Consider the following 23,901-nt stretch of genomic DNA (forward strand, 5'->3'; position numbering starts at 1 on the left):
TGTGATAGCGAAATACTAGCAATCTCACAGTTGTCGTACGAATCACCATCAATATCATCTTCAGTGATACTTCCGTTACCAAATTCGTCTAATTGTACTTGTAAGCTTAAACAATTAACAATAGGTGCTTCGTTGTCTTCAACTATTATATCTATCGAACAAGTTGCTGTTAATCCAGCGCTGTCCTCAACAGTCCACGTAACCGTAGTCGTACCAACAGGATAAAAATCACTAGCATTATCCGTATTGTTATAGTCATTTGTAATTGAAACTATTGAACAGTTATCATTTAATGGAGGAGTAGGAATAACTAATTGAGCACCACATGCTCCTAAATCATTATCAGCCGTTATAATTCCTGGATTCGAAGCATTTGTGATCAGCTTGGCATTATCAAACATAATAGCACCTCCTGTAGGTTGTTGCGAAATAAGAACAAATCTAACAATTGCTGCTCCATCAGGAACTTCAGAATTTAAACTAACTTCAGTCCAAACATCTTGCGGATTCGCTGCTGTAAAGAAAGGTGATGTTTCAACGCCAATTAAAGAACCAACATTATTGAACCATTCCAACTTAATTTGAGCACTACCATCAGGATTGGTTGGGTCAAAAGAGGCATTTTGCATATAGACAGAACTTGTAATGAAATCTCCTTCATTCACAGGAAAGTCTTGATACATCCCAGAAAGTGGTCCAAACATCTTAATAAAGAAATCACCACTTTGTGCTGACCCAATTTGATTGTCATCCAAACTTCGTACACTACCCCAAGCATCACTAAATGAAACCCAACCAAATGAACCATAAACATCATGGTTAGCATTATCTTCAAAATTGTTATTTACTAACAGATTTGGTGCATCACTAGAATTACAACTTATGGTTGGTGCTTCAGTATCCTCAACGGTTACGATTTGGATACAAGTAGCTGTATTGCCAGAAGTATCTGTAACTGTCCATAAGACATCATTATCTCCAACAGGAAAAATTGTCGAAGCATCAACAACATCACCATTAAGAGTGGCAACTATTGATGAAATAGCACAATTATCATTGGCTATTTGAGTATTAGCGTTTAAAGTAACACGATCAATATTAAGTTGTTGCCCATTAGTATTTGCACCTAAACCTAACTCTATGGTTAAAGGACCTGAAATAGACGCATTGTTTATTTCAAAAGTGCGTGAGTATGTAACAAAGTTTCCTTGAACTAAATTTGGACTGCTTGATGCAATTGGAATTAATTCTGTGTTTCCAGCATAGAGTCTTAATACAGGAGGATTTGTAGCCCTAGAATTATCATTTCTCCAACCAAAATCTGCTGTCAGCGTATAGGTTACATTTTGTTGTAGATCTTCTGAAAGTGTTTGAGTCATTGTTTTTTCAGCTGTTCCACCTCCAAATGAAGCCCCATTAATCAGGCCAATGTTGCCTCTATTCACACTAAAGTTCCCAGAATTATCATAACGTGTTACACCCATAACAGCATTCCATATCCATCCAGCCATATCAAACTGATTACCGGTTGAACCATCACTGAATGTTACATTGGGTCCAGATAAATTAGTTTCAGTTGGACCAGTAGCAAAGGAACCATTTTGAAGTGCTGGAGCCGTTACAGTTGTAGAGCCAGCTTTGTAAAGTATTTCAAATTCTGGATTAATAATGGTTATTGGTGTTACCAGATTTAAATTTGAAGCTGAACACGCTCCTGGATCTGTAGAAACAATAATATTTTCGGGGCATGATATTATTGGTGCTTCGGTATCTATGACAGTTACCGTAAATGTACATTCATCGGTACCACAATCATTAGTAGCCGTAGCTGTTACTATAGTCGTTCCAACTGGGAATACAGAACCTGATTCTGGGCTATAGGTAATTACTGGTTCTGGTAAACCAGTGCTGGTTGCATCGAAAGTTACAATAGCACCACATATGCCTGGATCAGAATTTACTGAAACATCTGCTGGACAACTAATTACAGGCGCATCATTTATGGTTATATCTGTGCCGTTATCAGCTCCAATTATGTAAGGCATGGAACTAACTATACGAACACGATAAGCGGTTCCAGTTACTGTTCCTAGCGGAATAACAGCTTCAATCAAACCAGAAGCACTACTTTCCAAAGTACCTATGTTAACTGGGTTGGAAAAACTTCCAAAAGCATCAGACAATTGTGCTGTAAAAATATTACCAGGAAAAATATCAATGGCCATGTAAGGCACGTATATTGTACTACCTGGGCAAAAATCGCCAGCTAATAAACCTGTGGCCAACTGACTTTCGGGTTGCTGAAAACCTTGGGTTAGCATAGTGTTGCCAACCTGAAAGGTCTGGGTCATTGTTTCACCTAATGTCCATGAAAGAGAACCCGAACTATTCGAGTAAACTCCTCCAGAAGCTGGTGAAACATCACGACTAATAGTTTGCCCGAAACTGATTCCGGTAAACAGCGTGATTATGATTATTATTTTTATTATGTTTTTCATTTTTTGAGATTTAAATCTGTTCAACAATAAACTTGTATCAGTTTTATTCTTTTATTGAACGTTTTAAGGATTCAACCTCTGCTTTTAATGCCAAAACAAGTTCTGTTAAGTCATCAATTTTTTCATCTTGTTCTTTGATAGTTTTTTGCAATGCTTGCTGGTTATGGTCTAGAGCTTTTATTCCAACAGTATTTAACCCTGCCATGTCTGCCAGACTTACACCAATCATATCTTCTTCATCTTTAGTTGTATCCCCTGAAATTTTAGCTTGTAATTCAATTGGTAAAGTTTGAGAGATTACACCTATATGTTGTGGTCCTCTATGAGGTTCAAAATTATATGAGAATGTAGCCGTTTCAATGTTTCTTATCTTATTTAAATAGTCATCATATTCTAATAGTGAAATTTCTTTGATATTATTTTTCATCCTCCTATCGCTAGACACAACAAATTGAGACGCTCTGACCGGTGCCCAAAATCCACTGGATGTAGTTAAAACATTTAATCCACCTCCCAAATTATTGTTTCCTACTAATGTTAAGCCTCTATTATTATCTGTAGAAGCTCCTACTACTGAAATTCTAGCAAAACCTCCTGGGTTTCTGACAATTAACCCAGTATTTTGAAAACTAGAGTTTGTTTGTGTATGATAGAAAAGGCCAGTTCCTCTTAAATCAAATTTATAATTAGGAGCGTTAGTTCCAATACCAACTCTTCCAGCTGTAGTTGGAGTAAGTAATACATTACCACCGCCAGCACCGATGTTAGTTTGTCCACCGTAAAGTTGAATGGCCAAATTTGCTGAACCGCCATTGTTTCTTGCTTGAATTTTATTTGGATCGAATACCATATTAGATCCTGAAATAGCACCAAGCATCATAGAGCCATTGTTAGTTAAACTAGCTCCAGTAGTGCTATAAACATGTAATTTAGATAAACCTGATGGTACACCAATACCGATATTACCATTATCAACAATAGTCCCATTAATTAAGGTGCTACCATTCCATTTCGGAACTCTATCAGTAGCTGACACATTAACTTGCGGGTCAGTTTCTACACTAACGGCAGGTGTTTGCCAAGTAGCATTTCCACTAGCATCAGCCGTTAAGACCTTACCATTGCCTTCAGTTCCATTTTGTATTCTCATGCTTCCATTTACATGAAAATCGGCAGTGGGTTGTACATTCCAAGGAAAATTTCCAACACCCATTCGGCCATCATCCATAACAGTAAAAGGGGTTTGCCCTATATTTGTAATTAATCTAAATTTATTTCCACCAGCTCCTGACCAGAAATTGTCCATGAACCAGTAGCCTGTTCCTCCTCCTGGAGCTTGATTCCAGCGTAATTCACCACCCTCTTGTGTAGTTGTTGAACCTAAAGACGCAATACCAGCAACTTCAAGTTTTGTGCTAGGTGTGTTAGTTCCAATACCAGTATTGCCATTTTGTAAAATAGAAAAAACATCTCCAAATCCTTCTTGAGCTATTCTAAAATCATTCGTTCCTGAAGGAGCATATATTCTTGTAAATGAAACATTATCACTCATTAATTCAATAGAAGCGTCACCAGTAGCCGATTGAACAAAAACAGATTGGTTTGGACTTCCTGCTACATGTAACGATCTTTCTGGGAACCCAAGAGGGAAAATACCAATTCCAACATGAGTGCCGTCATCTGTAATTAAACCATCTACAAGTGAAGAACCATCCCATTTTGGAACGATATTGGTTGTAGCACTACTTACTTCTGGATCAACTTCAGTTACAGTTAAAGCACTTGCATCTGTCCATGATCCTGTGCCATCTACACCCGAAGTTAAAACCTTACCAATGCCTTCGTTCCCAATTTGTAGTCTAACGCTTCCATTAACATGTAAATCCGCAGTGATAGGATCCAAAGCAGGATCCAGTCCAATGCCTAAATTTTCTATTATGTAAACATTTCTATTTGAAAAAGTTGTATTAAAACCATTGAATTCCATATGCTCTACACCATTGTCAACATGAAAGAATTCGGTTCTACCTGCTAAATTGTCACTGATAGTTTTTGTCCCATTTAAATATATATTGCCATTAAGATTTATATTTCCAACAACATCTAGTTTTTCAGATGGAGAGTCAGTCCCAATGCCAACATTACCAGTTCCAGATTTAATTATCATTCTATCGACATTATCTGTGAAGAATGGCAAATCATGATTACTTGCCGTTCCAATTCCTCCACTGTATGTATCACCAGGCGCAAAAATGGATATGTTTGAATTTGTATCAGTATCCTCAACATACATGCCTGCAATAGTTGATGAAATGTGAAGATTATATAAAGGGTTGGTTGTACCTATACCAATATTCCCACCATTATTAAATAGGTTACTATTTGCAACCCATGCTGAACCATCCCAATAAAGCGTATTTCCAGGAGTCACACCATCAGGTAAATCACCGCTTGATGCAGCAAACAAAGCATAAGGAACACTCATCATTTGAGTTGTACCCATGCTGGTATAACTAGTGCCACCTGTGGCATCTAATTCTACTTCTAAAAATTTGGCACCATTACCCCAATCAACACTTGATAGTGCTTCTGTGGTTGGCGTTCCTGATCCAACATTTACGTCAAACAAACCTAATGCATTAGTGTTTGCATTATGCGTTTCACTATAAACAACAGTTCCTCCAGATGTATTATCGTGAATATTAAATCGAAGTGAAATAGGTTGATTGGTTAATAAACTTCCTGAAGCATCTCTAGCGACAGCTTGATAAGGAATGCCTTCAGGGGCTTGGGCAAAAATGGTAATACTTGTTAAAAAACAAATAAGAAATAATGAAGATAATTTAGTTTTCATAATGTTTTGGATATTGGTTAATATTAATACCAAAACACAACAGACATAATGCAATAGAAAAATGCATTACATGTTAGAAAACATTAAATATAAGATAGACTTTGGTTGGTTTCAACCTATCCGTTTAAAGAGATTTGTTGATTAATAGCTTGTGTAAGGTAGAACAAAAAAATGAAATAGCATATACGTACTTATACGTATTTTTTAAATAAGTACTTGAATATCAGTAAAAATGAGGGCAAAACAGCATATCGCTAACTATGCATACATTCAAGAAATAAGTAAAATATTATTGGAAATTGATACTATTTTTTAGAAACAATAACTTTCTTTGAGATTGTGCCATCAACACTGACCAATTTAATAATATAGTTCCCTTCGGCCAAATCCGTTACAGGAATACGCAGGGCTGTACTTTGGTCCATATCACTAACATCCCAGGTAATTATTCGTTGTCCCAGCATGTTAAATAACGTAACGTCTTCTATCAATGAAGAATAAGGCGTGCTAATATAAATAACGTCTGAATCGTTTAGGTAATTAACAATCAAAGTATCCATATCATTATCCACTGTCGAAAGTATATTGTCAGGTGTAAAGGCAATATAAAAACGGTTTAAATAATCACCACTGTCTAAAGTATTAGTATAGTTAAAATCATTTATGAGGGTATAATTATCCGTTAATGCATCATATACATAAACAGTTATGTCTTCTTCAAAGTTCTCCAACCCACGTAACGATATCTCAAAAGTACCTGCATCTTCCAAGAAAATACCCAATGGATAGCGCTTACTTATATCAAACGCGCCAACACCTTGTATGATGTAAGGCAGGTCTTCAATCATCCAAGACATGTCATTAGGTAAATCTTCCGTATTAAGAGCATCATAGCCGTAATCTACACCATCTGTAGCCAAATTGTTTGGAACAAACCCAATCATAATAGGGCGCAAAGCTCCTTCAGGAGTTATAAAGTCAACACGGACACGTTGAATAGGTTGGGTTTCTGGTCTGTTTTCAGCATGACTTTGTATACGCATAAACACAGAACCATTATCCGCTGCTCCAGTAACAGCCTCTTTAACAAACACACGTTGGTCATTATTAAAAATTACGTCGCCTCCGGTTGCATTACCGCGTACATTAAAGCCCTGTGCAATTGGAATATAACGCTCAGGGATTTTGGATGGTGCACCTAAACCACTAATTTCAGGTGGAGAAATTGCTGCATTACCACCAGTTAAATTATAAGCGGCAAAACCACCTTGGTATTCAACTGTGATGTGCGTAGCGTTTGACACATAATGTTCCCAGAAATATAGTGTTCCTAATGTACTAGCACTGTTATCATTGATGAAAGTATGGGCATCAATAGCAGAGGGATATGGATTTGATACTAAAGCTTCATAATCAGCAGTTATCGGAGAAATATAAGTTCCGTTATTTGGTTGCCCCACAAAAGTATAATTTTGCTGTGGATCAGTTGTTCCACTACCTTTCATTAAAAAACCTAAAGGTACGGTTACCGCATAAGTTTGGTCAATACGAACCCAGTCTGCATAGGAATTAACTGGATAGTTTTCATAAATATAAAGCCATCTACTACTCATAGTTACTGGCGTAGTACTTCCAATGCCGTCATAACCAGTAGTCCATTGAACTGGTTGTAAGCCATCGTAGAGGCTACCACCAACCGAATAGGAAAGGCCATCAGTACTAACAGGTGAACCCCAATAATTATAATTGAAGTAATTGTTAGTACCTTGTTGATCTCTATGCAAGGCTCCAGTTCCAGTATAGTTTACAATACTGCCAGTATCTTGAAGTAATTGTGATTCGCCCACTAATTTTAAAACAGTGTCCGTACCATCAATAAATAAATAATCTGTAACTCGAAGACTCTGCCCATCAGTTGGATTTGTATTTTCAATACGAAGTGTATTGGCATTCACTTCAAGTCCTAATAGTGTCAAATTATTATTTCCAGAAGAAATATTGTGTGAACTTCTTACAATATTCCAATCTACTTTGGTAGTACCATCAATGCCCATACTGTTTGGCAGTGCTTGTGAATTACCATAAAGCCATGTATTATTATTTATCCAATCACCATCAGCAACTGATTGATAGGGAAGAGGTGCTGTTTCTGGTTGTAGGGTGGTCATATATCTTAAAACGCCATTAATAGCATTGCTATTAGAAACTAAATTGCCACCAGATAAATCTGTATTTTGGTTCATTTGGTAATAACCATTAAGATCATTCCAATTCAATCCTGTGATATCCAAAGGCACTACAGACCCGCTAACAACTCCAGCATTATCTTCAATTTCTTGATTCATCATCTTACGGATTTGTGATTCGGTAAGTGCTACATCCCAAATGCGGAGTTCATCCAAACCACCATCAAAATAGTTGACTGGTAAATAGGGAGCATTAATGGTTTGATCCATAGCACCTGCAATACAATCAACTGTGTTGTCAATAGGTTCATTAGAATCAGAAGTACTATTGATAAAAATACCATCAATGTAAAGACTATAATCACTTCCGTCATAAGTCACGGCAATATGATACCAGCGATTATTGGTAATTTGAATACCACCAGATGATACCGATTGCCCATTATTCCAATGGAATGACACCACATTATTCACCAATCTTAAGTCGTAACCATTAACCAAGTTGGTAGCTTCACGCTTTGAAAAAATAGTTTGAATATTTGAATTTTGAGAATCAGACTTCACCCAAACTTCAATAGAAAAAGCATTGCCTAAGTTATAGTTATCTCTAAAGGTGATGTTATCATCCACACCGTCAAAATCTAAAGCATTACAACCAATCATAGTAACTGTTATGCTATCACTAGTATCAATACATGGTTCTGGGTTGTCAATACTCCAAGTTAAAGTATAAGTTTCGCCAATATCACCAGTAAAATCAGATGTCGGACTATTGGCATCCGAAAATGAAAAACCACTGGTTTGCCCAGAAGTCACAGTCCAAGTTCCAATAGCATTCACACCATTTACTGCACTACCACTCAAAGTAATGGTTGTGTCAACACAAACGGTATTAGTAACATCAGCACCAGCATCGGCAGGTGCATTATAATCATTTACGGTTATGGTTACAGTATTACTGGTTATTGGTTGTGTACAAATAGAGGCACTTGACGTCATAATGACTGTTACTTCATCACCATCATTTAAAACACTGGTAGTAAAAGTATCACCTGTTTCACCCATTACATCAATACCATTTATTTGCCATTGGTATATAGGTGTAGTTCCACCAATAGTAGGTGTTGCTGTAAAAGTAACCTCTTGGTTTTGGCAAATGGTTGTATTTGGTGTAGCAATACTAACGGTGGCATTGTCAGCCAAATCCGTTATAGTAACAGTAGCACTACAACTACTAATGTTTCCATCAGCATCTGTAGCCGTGAGGGTTACTGTATTACTACCTATATGGCTACAGTCAAACACATCTTGAGAAAGTGATAAGGTGAAACCGCAATTGTCAGTCGACCCATTATCTATATCACTTGCTAACAATGTAGCCATACCAGTTGAAGGATCTAGCCCCAAACTAAAATCTTGGCACACAATATTAGGAGATTCCACATCATTGACCGTTACTGAAAACGAACACGTATCGGTGTTTCCAAAAGGGTCTGTAACTGTATACTCTAATACAGTCGTTCCAATTGGAAAGGCATCACCTGATGATAATCCAGTTGCATCCGTTTGGGTTATGGTTTCTCCAGAACAATTATCATTTGCTGTTACCGAATAGTTTACTAAAGCTGAACACAGTCCAGCATCATTATCGACCGCAATATCTGCCGGACAGGTAATGGTTGGTGAGGTAGTATCAACAACAGTTACAGTTCTGATTACCTCTATTGCAGCATTCCCTTCAGCATCCATAACATTATAGGTCACACTATATGAGCCAACAATACTAGTGTCAACTGTTGAAGCATTAATAATAATATCACCAGTATAGTCAGTACCAATACATGGGTCTATGGCTGTTGCACCTAACTCTGTATAAGGTGTACAGGCCTCTAGTATTTGTGGGTCGTCACCAATAAGAGTTATAAGGGGACCAGTGGTATCTACTACGGTTATGTTACGAATAACTTCTAAACCAGCATTGCCTTCAGCATCCATAACATTGTAAGTAACTATATAGGTTCCTGGAGTACTTGTATCAAGTGTTGAGGTATCATTAATAATATTAGCGGTGTAATCTGTACCAAAACATGGGTCAATAGCCGTAGCACCTAAATCTGTATAGACATCACAGGCTTCAATAATTTGGGGGTCAGCACCATTTAGGGTTAAAATTGGACCACTAACATCAGCAACATGAACTGTTCTAATGATTTGCACTGCTGAATTACCACTCGCATCGGTGACATTGTAAGTAACTGTATAACTTCCAATGGTACTAGTATCAACAGCAGAATTATCGATGACCACACTAGCCGAAATATCTCCAAAACATGGGTCAAAAGCCGTAGCTCCCAATTCTGTATAAGTAGAACAATCTGCAACAGTTAGCGGATTTGGACCTACAAAAGTTAGAGTAGGAGCTGTAGTATCAACTATAGTAACTGTCCTAATAACTTGTGTTTGTCCACCATTGGCATTGGTGATTGTATAGGTGACATTGTAGGTGCCAACCGTGTTCATATCTAAAGATGATGTATCTATAACCAAATTGCTGGAAATGTCACCAAAGCAATTATCTATGGCAGTAGCTCCTAATTCAGTATAACTACTACAGGCTTCAAAAGTTTGTGGGTTACTTCCATTTAATGTGATAACTGGATCTTGTGAGTTCACTACAGTAACATCAAAAGAACATGTTGCTGTCCTACCAGCAGAATCTATAGCTGTATAAGTTACAGTAGTAGTTCCAATGGGATAGGTATCACTGGCATCAGCTCCTCCAGAATTATAATCGTTGGTAATAGATACGATAGAACAATTGTCCATTGGCACTGCCAAAGGAATCGTAATTGTCGCATTACATTGTCCGGGATCAGTATTAGCAATAACATCTGATGGACAGTTTATAGTAGGATCTTCTTCATCAGTAACAGTCACATCTTGAGTACAGGAAGCAGAATTACCAGCCCTATCAGTAACAGTCCAAGTTACCGTAGTGGTTCCTACGGGAAATGCACCACCAGGAGGAATACCAGTCGGAACAATGAATAACCCAGAACAGGAGTCGAAAGCAGAAGGATAAACACCAATGGCATACATATTAACTACAGCAGTACAGTCGCCAGTATCATTTACCGTAACAACAGCATCTTCGCAGACAATAATTGGATCAGTATAATCATTAACAGTAACATCAAAACTACAAGTAGCAGAATTACCAGAAGCATCTTCAATATAATAGGTGACGGTTGTAGTACCTGCCAAAAAGTCCTCGGAACTAGCATCATTAATTCCAGTTGTAGCACTAGTAGCTGTAGTGGCACCAGTTAAAGTATATGTTTGTAGAGAAATGGCTCCGCAAAAATCGGAAGTTGTTGGAGTTAGTGAAGGAACTTCTTGTGGACATCCAACAATAATATCACTAGGACATGTAATAGTAGGAGGCGTTACATCAGGGGAGCATTGCCCATGTATACTTGCAAATGATAGCAAAGTAAGAGTAAAAAACAAGAATCGACTCTTAAATCCCACTTAAATTAAAGTTATTGGTTGATTATATTGTTACCCATAGCCGTATAAACATCAAAAATCAAGTAATTGTAGTATTTGATGTTTATGTTATTTACTCATAGGAATTGGGAAAATAAATGTACTATCAATATATAGGGCTATCAAAATAACTCGATGAAGTGCACGATTATCATTTGAATCGTTAACTAATTTATAATTAGAATTTTAAATAAAAAAAACCAGAACATTTAGTTCTGGTTTTAGCGGAGAAAGAGGGATTCGAACCCCCGGAGGTGTGACCCTCAACAGTTTTCAAGACTGCCGCATTCGACCACTCTGCCATTTCTCCTTGAGTGCCTCATTAGGTATTCCCTAAATGCGGATGCAAATATAGAACCCTTTTTCGTTTCTTTCAAATAAAAGACTGAAATTTTTATACAAAATTTCTAATCCGTTAGTTGAACCAAAACAGTATTACTATTTTTGCTATTCTAAATTAATATTCATGGATGTTATTGGACATTTACAATGGCGTTATGCTACCAAAGCTTTTAATCCTAACAGATTAATTAATGAGGAAAAACTTCAAGTCATAAAGGAAGCCTTTAATTTAACAGCCACGTCATACGGTTTGCAACCTATAAAATTAGTTGTGTTTAGTGATAAAGAATTGCAGTCCAAACTGATTCCAGATACCATGAATCAGAAGCAAATTGCTGAAGCTTCTCATGTTTTAGTGTTTTGTATTGAACGTGTGATTGACGAAGACTTCGTGGTTGAATACTTCAATCGTGTTCATGATATAAGAAAAACACCAAAATCTGTTTTAAAGCCTTTTCAAGATTTCTTAATTTCAGATTTTGAAAAGAAACCGCAAGAACTTATTGAAGAATGGGCAACTAATCAGGCCTATTTAGCCATGGGAAATATATTGACAATTTGTGCATTGGAAGGTATTGATTCTTGTCCTATGGAAGGATTTAATCCGGAAAAATATGATGAGATTTTAGGGTTAAAAACACGCGGATTGAAATCGGTTTTGTTATTACCAATTGGTTATCGTGCTAAAGATGACATGTTTGCCGATTTTAAAAAAGTTAGAAAGCAATTAAAAGATTCTATAATTACTTTATAAAATAAACTATGCCTGGATTTGAATTATTTGGAGATTCGGAACGCAAAGAATTGCAAGATGTATTAGATAATGGTGTTTTGATGCGCTATGGCTTTGATGGTATGCGTAATGGCCATTGGAAAGCCAAAGAGTTAGAGAAAGCACTTCAGGATAAATTGCAAGTTAACCATGCGCAATTGGTGTCTAGCGGAACAGCGGCAGTATCTGTTGCTTTGGCTACAGCAGGAATTGGAGCAGGTGATGAAGTTATAATGCCGACTTTTACCTTCGTGGCAAGTTTTGAAGCTATTATGATGTTGGGAGCCATTCCCATTCTGGTAGATATTGACGATACATTAACTTTAGACCCCAAAGCAGTTGAAGATGCAATAACCAATAAAACAAAGGCCATTATGCCAGTACATATGTGCGGTAGTATGGCCAATTTACATGCCTTGCAAGACATTTGTAATAAACATAGTTTAATTCTTATTGAAGATTCATCTCAAGCAACAGGTGCAACTTACAATGGTAAACCATTAGGAAGTATTGGTGATTTAGGTTGTTTGTCTCTAGATTTTGTTAAGATTATTACTGCAGGTGAAGGAGGTGCTGTATTAACAAATAATGAAGCCTTTTATCGTCATGCGGATCATTATTCTGATCATGGACATGACCATGTAGGTAATGATCGAGGGGCAGAAACTCATCCGTTTTTGGGTTATAATTTCAGAATTTCAGAATTACATGCAGCTGTTGGTTTAGCACAATTGAGACGGTTGGACGAATTTGTTGCCATTCAGAAGAAAAATTACAGCATAATTAGAGAAGCGTTATCTCATATTCCTCAAGTTACTTTTAGGACTGTTCCAGAAGGTGGTGAAGAAAGCTATTCGTTCTTAAGTTTCTTTTTACTAGATTTAGAAACCTCTAGAAAGGTCATTCAGGCTTTTAAAGAAAACGGCATTGATGCCTGTTGGAACTACTATGACAACAATTGGCATTACATTAGAAAGTGGGAGCACCTCAAAACACTTAAAACTCTATATCCACTTTCTATGGAAGTCAAAGAAGGATTGGAATATCTTAAGTCACAGACTTTTGAGCAATCAGACCATTACATTGGCCGTAATATTTCATGCTTAATTAAATTATCTTGGACAGAAGAAGAGGTAAGGGAACGCGCCAAAAAAATGGTAAAAGCCATTACTTCTGTTCTAAAATAGGTTTTTCTAAACTTTTTCATAACTTTAAGTAACGAACCAACTACTAATGAGTTACTTAAGGATATTGTTTTTTTATTTTTTGCCTTTTTTTGGGCTTTCTCAAGAAAGCATCATTACTACCAATACTTCAATTGCTGATTCTCTGGACAATATTGGTGAGTATGATGAATCTATAAAGTTTAGAGAATTAGCGTTAAATGAACCGAATCACACTTCACATTATAAATCCTTTTTAAAGGCCAAATGGTATTATACCAAATCTTGTATTCTGGAAACAAATGGAGGAAGAAAAAATATTTTGGAAGGTCTTGAACATTCTAAACAGGCTTACAGTTTAGTTAATAATATCGTTTCAAAGGATGACAGGAAGCTGTTCTTTAGGCATTTAATTTTAAATAGAATTTATCATCAATATGGTTATACTGGACAGTGGCAAGAGGCATTAATTGAGGCGAAAAAGAATTACGAAGTTCTACGAGACACTTTTCCAGAATATAAAATTGAGATTCTATATGTATTAGACGATTTAGGGTTCATAAATAATAAATTAGATAACCCTGAAAAATCCAATGAATATTATGAACGCTCATTCAAGCTTTATAAAGAATATCATCCTAAAAATTTGAAGGACGTTTATCTTAATAATCATAGGATAATTAATAATTACAGAAAGTTAGGATTAAAAAACGAGGAATTTAAATTATTGGAGGAGTCAGAGAATTATTGGGCAAATATTTATAATGAAGAGGACGCTTTTTTTCAAAAATTCACCATTTACGGGGAATTGGCAAATTGGTATTTAAACTATGGTAACCAAGAATTGGCAGAAAGTTATTTATACAAAAAAGAAGAACTTTTTGATTCTGTTGCTAATTCTCGTAAAAAAACTGAAAAAATTACTTTAGTCAAAAGAGAACGGGTTTTAATGAATGAGAGCTACATAAAACTGTATTTAAAACACAAGGATTATGATAAAGCCAAGCAATTTATTGACGAAACCCAAGAAATTTTAAAAGATTCGTTAGACAAGTATCGATGGAATATAGAAAGCAAAGCTAATTTGAATTTAACTGAAGCAAAACTTCCGAGTATAGAATTTAAAACAGCAGAGAAACTAATTGTTGATGCTTTGCTATTACTAGAAACATATAAAGAGGACTATTTTATAAGGCCTTTAAAATACCAAATTGAATTATTTGATTTGTATGTCGCCCACAATAAGAAAGAAAAGGCTTTGGAGCTAATGGAAACAATTCTAAAGAACGAAGAGTTAACAAAGCACGACAAGTTAAATTTATTGTTCAAAAAATCATTCTTGTTAAAAGAATCATTAACTCAAGATCAATTAGAAATTCAGTTTAAAACTGCTTTTGCATCTTTGTTAAAAAATCAAAATTCTTCATCCAATTTGGCTAGTTTGGAAATTAGTGATTTAAATGAGTTTTATACTTTCGAAATTCTCAACAATATTCTTGAAGTAGCTAACCAATATTTGGACTGGTATAATGTGTCCAATAATGATGCGTTTTTAACGGTAGCCATTAATCTTTATAAGTTGTCTTCAAGTTTCTTTGACCGAATTTACAAAGGAGACGCCTTTAATGACAACTTGTATCAAAGCTTTACATTGATTCAAGAAGGCTTACTCAAATGCGCCTTATTAAAACCATCTACACAATTATTGGAAACAACTGTTGAAGCTATAGAGAACAATAGTTCCAAGCTGGAATGGTCTAAATTCTTATATGGTAATCAAGCAAAAATTAATGTTCCGGATAGCTTATTGTTAGAAGAAGAAAAGTTGAAGTCTCTTGTCAATTATTATCAAGAGCGTATCTATGAAGAAAAACAATCACAGATTGAAAATACCGATACTTTAAAGCTTCATTTAACCGATTTAAATAATCAATTACGAAAACATCAAAAGTTTATCCATGATAATTTCATTCAATATGCCAAGTCTTCTAGTAATGATTTTAATATACAAGACTTAAAAAAACTGCTTCAATATAATGAAGCAGTCGTGAAATATATACTTGTTCAAGAAGATTTATATGTTTTTACTATTACCAACAAGCAAATAGACTTACAAAAAATACACATTGGTGACAACTTTACAAAAGAGATTAAAAATTTTGTAGACGCCATTTCCACGTTCAATTCCGAGGTATTAATACCAGATTTATTAAAAAAATTGGCTAATTCGATTATAAAGACAGACTTGGAACATGTTGTAATTATCCATTCTGGATTACTCAATTTATTACCTTTTGAAGTGTTGCTGCCAGATTATTTCAATTCGAAGAATGCGTTATCTTATTCAAATAGTCTTAAAATTTATTTAGAACAAACAAAAGTTCAAAGTAGCATCAAAAATATTGATGTCGGAATTTTTGTAGCACAAAACAAAAATAATTTCAACCAGAAAGGGTTTCTTCCAGAACTGGATAGAGAAATCAATGGTATTAAAGAAAATGTTCATGCAACAGATTACTACATTAAAGACCAAGATGATTTATTAGAACATCTGCGATCACACAATGTCTTGCATTTTGGGATACATACTACCATAGACATAGATACTCCGGAATTATCGGTATTGAATTTTGCAGAGAGCGGTGTATTAATTGGGTCATTATATAATACTGCTCTTAAGGCAGATTTAGCAGTTTTGAGTGCCTGTGATACTGGAAATGGACGCTTTATTAATGGAGAGGGTGTACAGAGTATATCTAAAGCTTTTACCTATGCAGGAGTTCCAAGTACGGTTATGAGTCTTTGGAAAGTTGATGACAAAGCCACAGCTACGCTTATGACTTTGTTTTATAAATACTTGAATGATGGCAAGCCAAAAGATTTAGCCTTAAAATTAGCAAAGAAAGATTATCTGAATTCCAATATTGATGAAGAACTAAAACATCCTTACTACTGGTCTGGCTTTGTGATTTCTGGTAATACCACACCGTTTAAGCCACAAAGAGATTATAAATTATTTTGGGTGTTAATACTTGCATTTCCAGCAATGGCTTTGTTTTATTTTAAAAAATCAAAGATCAGAAAGTAACTCTTTTGCTTTTTCAAAGTTATAATTTGAGGAAGAACTAGTGATTTTTTCTAGAATATTTTGCGCCTCAATTTGGTTATTGTTCTTTAAGTATGCTAATGCAAGGTACCATTTGCTTTTTCCTAGAAGTTTATCTTTGAACTTCTGGTGTTTTAAAAATGTTTTAATAGCATTATCTATCTGTCCAATTTCCAAATAGCAAATACCTTCATAAAACAATAATTCAGAATTATTTGAGGTTTTATAAAGATTATTAAAAAGTTTTTGAGCTTGATCATAAACTTCTCTTTCATAAGCTATAAAAGCTTTTGTCAGCTCATCAGTATCGTTTTGGTTTCTTGTAATAGGGTGTGAGGTGTTACTGGCTTTTGAGTAGTAGTTTGAAAAAAGCCTTTCAGGGCTTGTAGTGTACTGTTTCCAATAAAAGCCTAAAGAAGCCAACAGTATAATTGAAGCAGCAATTAAAAACCAATTTGTTTTTGAGTTTTTAGAAGAAACCTTACTTTCTATATCTTTTAAAAATTGTTTATTTTTATTATGCTCACGCCTATAAATTGCTTTTTGAATTTGCGTTTCAAATTCAAACTGCTCTTTAAAATGAGTATCGGAATCTAGTAATTCTTCAATCTCTTTTATTTCGGATTCTGATAACTCATTCCGAATATATTTCGCTATTAATTCTTCCTTATTCATTTTTTAAATGATCATTAATCAATTCTTTTAAATTCTTGAGGCAACGTGATTTTTGGCTTTTTATGGTATTGTAATTACTATAGTCCAGATGCTTCTGTATTTCTTCCAAAGTTAAACCGTTATAATAGAAAAGCTTAAGCACGGTTTGGCATTGATAACCTAGTTTATCTAAACAATGTTCAATGAGCTTATTGTGTTCATTATCAGTTTCGTCATTAATATTATCAATTAATTTTATTGACAACTCTAGTCTTTTATCATCAAGGTCTAATGTCTCTAACTTACTTTCCTTTTTTAGTTTTTTGAAAATCATATACTTACCTATTGAAAACAAATAAGTTTTAACTGAACTGTTTAAAGCTATTATTTTGCCATTGGTCACATTTTCAACAAATGCAATAATGGCATCTTGATAAATATCCAATAGAGCCTCTTCATTCAAATTATATTTTAATCCAAAATTGAGAAAAGCTAACCTATTATCTACATAAATAGCTTCTAATACTTTACTGTCGCCCTGTCTAATTTTGGTAAAAAGCTCTTCAGTATGTCTATTCATTTAGTTAATAAAAAAGTAAAAGGTTAACCAATAATTGAAAAAAGTTATTTAAAAGTAAGAAAATTACTAAAAATTCAGGAATGATGTTAACCTTTTGTTTTTAAGTACACTAAAGATTGTATTAAGAGAGATTAATAAAGTCAGAAAATCTAATTATCAAAAACATCATTATGAAAACAAAATCAAAATTTATTCATGCTATATGCATCGTGCTCATTACATTATTTTCATGTTCAGAGGACAGCCCTTTATTTGAAAATGGACAAAACAATGGCAATAATGGAAATAACAATAACAACAATAACGTAACCTATACCATTGCTGATTTACAAGGGACATGGCTACGTACAGGTGGTAATCATACAGGTAACATAGGTATGGTTATAGAAGTTACTGACAATGATGGTGTTATCGTTGATCCAATAGATTCTGGTTTCGAGGTTGATGATGTCAAGTGGATGAATATTGTGACTAATGACACTAGTGATTTTACACACTCTGAATTGGGGAGTGATTATAATTACTACAGTGCTACTATAGACTTTCAATCAGATAATGTTATTTGGATTATTGTAGATGCTGGTGGCGCAGGCAATTACCAAGAATGGACAAGACAGTAAAAAAACATTTATGCTATTAATCAAAAACAGTTAAGGGATGAAAATTAAATATTTATTGACAGCTATTTTAATGTTAAGTTTTGGGGTATCATTTGCTCAACCAAATATTACTTGGCAAAAATCTCTAGGAGGTTCAGGAACAGATGCTGCTAGATCTGTTAGGCAAACAGATGACGGAGGATATATTGTTGCTGGATACACTGTTTCTGTAAATGGAGATGTTTCAGAAAACAATGGAGGTAGAGATATATGGGTTGTTAAGCTCAATAGTACAGGAACTATTGAATGGGATAAAAGTATTGGTTCCATAGGAGATGAAGAAGCTTATGCTATACAACAAACTACAGACGGTGGATATATCTTAATTGGTATGTCTGATTCAGATGATTTCTATGGAGAAAATATTGGTGATGATGATATTTTAATTGTGAAGTTAAATAGTGATGGAAATATACTTTGGGGAAAGAAATATGGAACAATGGGTGCTGACCGCGGACACAGTATTTCACAAACATCTGATGGTGGTTTTATTGCATCTGGGTTTCGCTCAAATGGTGGAATATGGGTTGCAAGATTGGACACTAATGGTGATATAGCAAGCGGTTGGACTAATACCACTTTTGGAGGTGCTCAAGCCTGGTGGGCAGAGCAAACATCAGACGGAGGATATATTGTTACTGGCCATTATGGGTTGACCCCAGATCTAAAAGTAATAAAATTGGACCCCTCATCAAATGTTGAATGGGAATACACTTATGGAGGAACAAATGCAGATTACGGAAGGTCTGTTAGGCAAACTTTGGATGGTGGTTATATAGTGGCTGGTATGACACAATCTAGTGATGGTAATGTAACAAATAATTATGGTGGACAGGATTTTTGGGTATTAAAGCTAAATGCATTGGGTGAGCTTGAATGGGAAAAAAACTATGGAGGTACACAAAATGATTTTGCTAATGAAATCCAACTAACTTCTGATGGTGGTTATGTGATTACAGGACAAACAAATTCCGACGATAATGATGTTAGTGGTAATCCTGGATCATTTGTTTTTGACTATTGGGCTATAAAAATAGATAATACGGGTAATTTACTGTGGCAGAATTGTTTAGGAGGTGGAAGTAGTGATTTTGGAAATTCAATACATCAAACCACAGATGGAGGATATATTGTTGCTGGACGTGCATCTTCTAATAATTATGATGTTTCTGGAAATCATGGAAATTATGATTTTTGGGTTGTAAAATTAGAAGCTGAAACTTTAGGAATTGATGATAATTTTATAAGCGATGTTATTAAAGTTTACCCAAACCCTGTTTCAACCATATTAAATATTTCAACAAAAAAACAAATTGAATCGGTAAGGATGTATGATGTTTTAGGGAAACTAGTGTTTCAAAGTTCAGCTATAAATCAGATAAATGTCAGTGATTATAAATCAGGTGTATATTTAGTAAAATTAGAATCAAATGACAATGTGATCACAAAAAAAATAATTATCGAATAATATTAAAAATGCTATTAATTAATTGAGGAGAAAGGGGATAGGCTGCTCATTTTGAGTGTCTTTCCTCTTTTTTAATTATATTTAGTAAACATTAACCAAATAACTAAAAACATGAAATCAAAAATTTTATTACCCATTCTAATTCTATTTTTAGTACTTGCTTGTAAAAATGATAATAAGAAAACGGAACCAGCTTCAGAGGAAATAATAGAAGTTGAAGAAACCATTCAAGAACCCGAAAATGTTATTGAAATTGTAACCCGAAGTATGGAATTTCAAAGTGTGGATACGATTCCATCAGGATGGAACACCTTTAAATACAGAAATTTATCAAATGAAACCCATTTCTTTTTATTAGATAAATATCCAGAAGGTAAAACTGTTGAAAACACGCTTACTGATGTAGCACCTGTTTTTGAAGAAGGTATGGATTTAATTAATGAGGGAAAATCTGAAGAAGGTTTTGCTGCTTTTGGTAAACTGCCAGAATGGTTTGGAAAAATAGTTTTTTCGGGAGGCTCTGGCTTAATTGCACCAAAACATACAGCAACGACTACGGTTAAATTAGATCCTGGTTATTACATAATGGAATGTTATGTAAAAATGCCTAATGGTAAATTTCATACATCTATGGGAATGGCAAAGCCACTGATTGTATTGGACAAAGACAGTGGAAACCAGCCGCCTGAACCAACAATTAATATCACATTATCTGGTGAAGAGGGAATTAGCTATGATAAAGCCATTACAAAAGGCAAGCAAATATTCTCGGTATTTGTTAAAGATCAAAAACCCCATGAAAATTTTATTTGGCATGATATTAATTTGGTTAAACTCGACGCTAATGCAAGCGAAGAAGCTTTGGAAGCTTGGATGAATTGGGCAGATCCTAAAGGCTTAATAACACCAGTTCCAAGTGGTGTCACATTTTTAGGTGGTGTCAACGATATGCCAGCAGGTCGAACCGGTTATTTTTATGCCGATTTAAAACCGGGTAAATATGCTTTTATATCTGAAGTCCCAAATTCTAAAAGCAAAGGTTTATTTAAGGTTTTTGAAATACTAGATTAGTAATTGACGTACTCCACAATTTCTAAACCATAGCCAATCATACCAACACGTTTGGTCTGCTCGCTATTGGAAATTAATCGCAGTTTGTGAATATCTAAATCATGTAAAATTTGTGCACCAATCCCAAAGTCTTTGCTATCCATTTCGATACGAGGAGCTTTAACAACTTCACCAGGTGTTTGAGATTCTTTTAAGGCAGTAAGACGTTTTAGTAAATTCATAGACTGTGATTGCTGATTGATGAAAATAATGGCACCTTTTCTTGCTTCATTAATAACATTAAACATGTCGTCCAACTTTTTATCAGCATTATTGGTTAAAGTTCCTAAAATGTCATGATTAACCAATGTGGCATTAACTCTAGTTAGCACAGGTTCTTGGTTAGTCCATGTGCCTTTGGTTAAGGCAATATGAATCTGTTTATTAGTTGTTTGGTGATAAGCACGTAATCTAAATTGCCCAAAACGCGTTTCAATATCAAAGTCTTCTTTCTTTTCAATAAGAGAATCGTGTTGCATGCGGTAAGCCACCAAGTCTTCAATTGAAACAATTTTCAAATCAAACTTTTCTGCTACTTTTATGAGTTGTGGCAAGCGGGCCATCGACCCATCTTCATTCATAATTTCAACAATGACGCCTGCAGGTTTTAGTCCAGCTAATCGAGCGAAATCAATAGCAGCTTCGGTATGTCCAGTTCTACGTAATACACCTCCTTGCTTGGCAACAAGTGGAAAAATATGACCAGGTCTAGCCAATTCAAATGGCTTGGTACTTGGATTTATAAGGGCATGAATGGTTTTAGAACGATCGCTAGCTGAAATTCCTGTTGTAACACCATTACCACGTAAATCAACCGACACCGTAAAAGCGGTTTCCATAGGGTCCGTGTTATTATTAACCATCATATGTAAGTCTAATTCTCTACATCGATTTTCGGTTAGTGGCGCGCAGATTAAGCCTCTACCATGCATAGCCATAAAGTTGATGGTCTCCGGAGTAATCTTTTCGGCAGCTGCCAAAAAGTCGCCTTCATTTTCACGGTTCTCATCATCAACGACAATAATGACTTTGCCATTTCTAATGTCATTAATGGCTTCTTCTATGGTATTTAATTTAATTTTCACAGCTTCTTCAGTGGTGTTAAGCATATCATAACAAATTAGTTTTGCAAAGATATTGCTTATTTTATACTTTTTGGTAGGACTTCTTTGAATTTGTTTCGCCTTACATAGTGAACAACTGGATAAAACAACAAAGCTAAAATATTAGATAGAACACCATTTATGTAGAGTCTTGATTTTACCAATTCAAAAATTTTCGAAATTGTTGTACGCTCTTGAAAGAAATAAGCAATATAAACAATCCAAGAAATAAGACTTAATTGAATGCTCATTTCTGCAAAATCTGGTAATTTATTGTTCTTGAATACAAAAAACAAAATCAGTGTAATTGTCGCAATAAAATAAAATATCACAGCAATATTACTTATAACCTTATAGTTTTTGTAAAATGAAGTAAATTTCAAGCTAGCGTCTGATGTTTGTACTATGTCAATGTCGCTATCCGTTTTTTTGTTTTTTGTACTAAATAATTTTTTTAACGGTTCAAAAACATGGTCAAATTCAAATAGGCCTCTATCAGCTGTAGCTCTTTTGGTTAAATAATAGCCTAGCGGTAACATAATTACTGTTGAAAACCACGATGCAATTACAGGGTTTAGACTACCATCTTTTGCACTGTTTTTAGCGAAAATCCCTATAAAATGATAGGTTAAAAATAATAGAATAGCTATTACCATTGGTAAACCAATACCACCTTTTCTTATTAATGCGCCTAGAGGTGCACCAACAAAAAATAAAATTATACATGCAAAACCTAATGCTAATTTTTCATGAAGCGCAATAATATGTTTATTAAGCCAAATATTTCTTTCTTGGAAATACTTATCCTTTATTTCAATAATTTGTTTTGAACTCTTAATTGAATTGATAGACATATCAATTAATTGTGTTTTTTTCTTATGAGTAAAAAGATCTAATACGTCACCCGTATAAGTTGTATCTTTTTTTGCTTTAATTCCTGTATTAAGTACTGGTAAATTGGAACGGTTGTATAGGCTACTGGCAAAATCATTATAATCATTATCCAATGAGGTTCTAAGGGAATCAATACTATAATTTAGATCTGAAATGTTAAGCATGTTATACTTATCAGTAATGTTCTTTTCGTCAAGATCTTTGTTGTTTAGTTCAGATAAATCAATGTTGATAGTATATTTTTCAAAGTAGCTTCTTGTCATTGGATATTTTGACCTGTCTTTGGGGTCACTAGGAGGTGAGTCATCATAAAAATAGCCATCGTGTAGAATGAACTTTAAGATATTGGAATCTTCATCACCTACAAGTTCCCCAGTTTTAGAAACTATTGTTGTATGGTTTCCAGGTGTTCGTTTTCCTGTTTTTTTATGAATAATGACTTGATCCAAGAATTGACCTCTATCACCACTTTTTTTGGCTACTTTCAAGTTGTATTCATCGCCAATTTGATTGAATTGTCCTTCCGCAATAACCATAGCTGGTTTTAGTTGCTGAATATTTTTACGTAGATTATAGGAATTATATTCACCCCAAGGAATGACATTATTTGCAAAAAAGAAAGTAGTAATGGCTAGCAAGACTATAAAAATACTTAAACCTGCCATAGACCTTTGTAATGAAATGCCTGTTGACTTCATGGCTGCAAACTCATAGTTTTCAGCAAAATTCCCAAAAACCATAATTGAAGCTAAAAGAATGGTTAGCGGAAGTACAAGAGGTATAAGTTTAGGAGAGAAGTAGAATAAAAACTTTCCGACTACAACGATATCTAAATCTTTTCCAGCTAATTCTTTGATATAAAGCCAAATGGTCTGTAATACAAAAATCAGCATGAGAATGACAAACACGCTGATAAAAGTTTTTAGATAAGTGGTTAGTATGTATCTATCTAATATTTTCAAT

At 34.8% G+C, this 23,901-nt stretch carries 13 protein-coding genes and 1 tRNA gene; 6 read left to right on the forward strand and 8 right to left on the reverse strand.

The genetic code is table 11. The features are described 5' to 3' along the window. The 4 genes from HGK31_RS13640 to HGK31_RS13655 form a co-directional block, all read right to left on the reverse strand. Positions 1-2,498, reverse strand: a 2,498-nt coding sequence (locus tag HGK31_RS13640) for an HYR domain-containing protein (protein WP_191860786.1), incomplete at its 3' end; no start/stop codon positions are given. Positions 2,499-2,541: 43 nt separating this feature from the next. Beyond that, entirely contained in the window at positions 2,542-5,352 is a 2,811-nt protein-coding gene (locus HGK31_RS13645; protein WP_191860788.1) for a tail fiber domain-containing protein, read from the reverse strand. 305 nt (positions 5,353-5,657) lie between these two features. Continuing rightward, a complete protein-coding gene (locus HGK31_RS13650; RefSeq protein ID WP_191860790.1) occupies positions 5,658-11,030 on the reverse strand; it encodes an immunoglobulin-like domain-containing protein in 5,373 nt (1,790 codons plus the stop codon). Positions 11,031-11,312: 282 nt separating this feature from the next. After that, a tRNA-Ser gene (locus HGK31_RS13655) sits at positions 11,313-11,397 on the reverse strand. 156 nt (positions 11,398-11,553) lie between these two features. Here HGK31_RS13655 and HGK31_RS13660 point away from each other — a divergent pair. From HGK31_RS13660 to HGK31_RS13670, 3 genes are read left to right on the forward strand one after another with little or no spacing between them, the layout of a single operon-like run. Then, on the forward strand, positions 11,554-12,183 hold the full coding sequence (locus tag HGK31_RS13660; protein ID WP_191860792.1) for an NAD(P)H-dependent oxidoreductase: 630 nt from the start codon (positions 11,554-11,556) through the stop codon (positions 12,181-12,183). A gap of 8 nt (positions 12,184-12,191) precedes the next feature. Further along, a complete protein-coding gene (locus HGK31_RS13665; protein ID WP_191860793.1) occupies positions 12,192-13,388 on the forward strand; it encodes a DegT/DnrJ/EryC1/StrS family aminotransferase in 1,197 nt (398 codons plus the stop codon). 46 nt (positions 13,389-13,434) lie between these two features. Next, positions 13,435-16,452 carry a CHAT domain-containing protein gene (locus HGK31_RS13670; RefSeq protein WP_191860795.1) on the forward strand — a complete coding sequence of 1,006 codons (3,018 nt, stop codon included), beginning with the start codon at positions 13,435-13,437 and terminating at the stop codon, positions 16,450-16,452. Here the strand turns inward: HGK31_RS13670 and HGK31_RS13675 are convergent. Both HGK31_RS13675 and HGK31_RS13680 read right to left on the reverse strand, forming a co-directional pair. After that, positions 16,435-17,145 (reverse strand): tetratricopeptide repeat protein, encoded by a 711-nt coding sequence (locus HGK31_RS13675; protein ID WP_191860797.1) that lies wholly within the window; start codon positions 17,143-17,145, stop codon positions 16,435-16,437. The genes HGK31_RS13670 and HGK31_RS13675 overlap by 18 nt on opposite strands. Beyond that, positions 17,138-17,704, reverse strand: a complete 567-nt coding sequence (locus HGK31_RS13680) for an RNA polymerase sigma factor (RefSeq protein ID WP_191860799.1) — start codon at positions 17,702-17,704, stop codon at positions 17,138-17,140. The genes HGK31_RS13675 and HGK31_RS13680 overlap by 8 nt, the downstream gene beginning before the upstream one ends. A gap of 170 nt (positions 17,705-17,874) precedes the next feature. On the opposite strand from HGK31_RS13680, the gene HGK31_RS13685 reads away from it, so the two are divergent. The 3 genes from HGK31_RS13685 (at position 17,875) to HGK31_RS13695 (ending at position 20,902) form a co-directional block, all read left to right on the forward strand. Beyond that, positions 17,875-18,324: a hypothetical protein gene (locus HGK31_RS13685; protein ID WP_191860801.1), complete on the forward strand. Its 450-nt coding sequence runs from the start codon at positions 17,875-17,877 to the stop codon at positions 18,322-18,324. Between the two features lie 37 nt (positions 18,325-18,361). Then, on the forward strand, positions 18,362-19,831 hold the full coding sequence (locus HGK31_RS13690; protein ID WP_191860803.1) for a T9SS type A sorting domain-containing protein: 1,470 nt from the start codon (positions 18,362-18,364) through the stop codon (positions 19,829-19,831). 111 nt (positions 19,832-19,942) lie between these two features. Continuing rightward, positions 19,943-20,902 (forward strand): hypothetical protein, encoded by a 960-nt coding sequence (locus HGK31_RS13695; protein ID WP_191860805.1) that lies wholly within the window; start codon positions 19,943-19,945, stop codon positions 20,900-20,902. Here HGK31_RS13695 and ribB read toward each other — a convergent pair. Both ribB and HGK31_RS13705 read right to left on the reverse strand, forming a co-directional pair. Next, the gene (gene ribB, locus HGK31_RS13700) at positions 20,899-22,050 is read right to left on the reverse strand and encodes a 3,4-dihydroxy-2-butanone-4-phosphate synthase (RefSeq protein WP_191860807.1); all 1,152 of its coding nucleotides are present in this window, start codon (positions 22,048-22,050) and stop codon (positions 20,899-20,901) included. The genes HGK31_RS13695 and ribB overlap by 4 nt on opposite strands. 32 nt (positions 22,051-22,082) lie before the next feature. Continuing rightward, positions 22,083-23,900, reverse strand: coding sequence for an LptF/LptG family permease (locus HGK31_RS13705; protein WP_191860809.1), 1,818 nt, complete (start codon positions 23,898-23,900; stop codon positions 22,083-22,085). Position 23,901: the final 1 nt, after the last annotated feature.

The sequence above is a fragment of the Hanstruepera ponticola genome (assembly GCF_012931685.1).
In the GTDB taxonomy this organism is placed as follows: domain Bacteria; phylum Bacteroidota; class Bacteroidia; order Flavobacteriales; family Flavobacteriaceae; genus Hanstruepera; species Hanstruepera ponticola.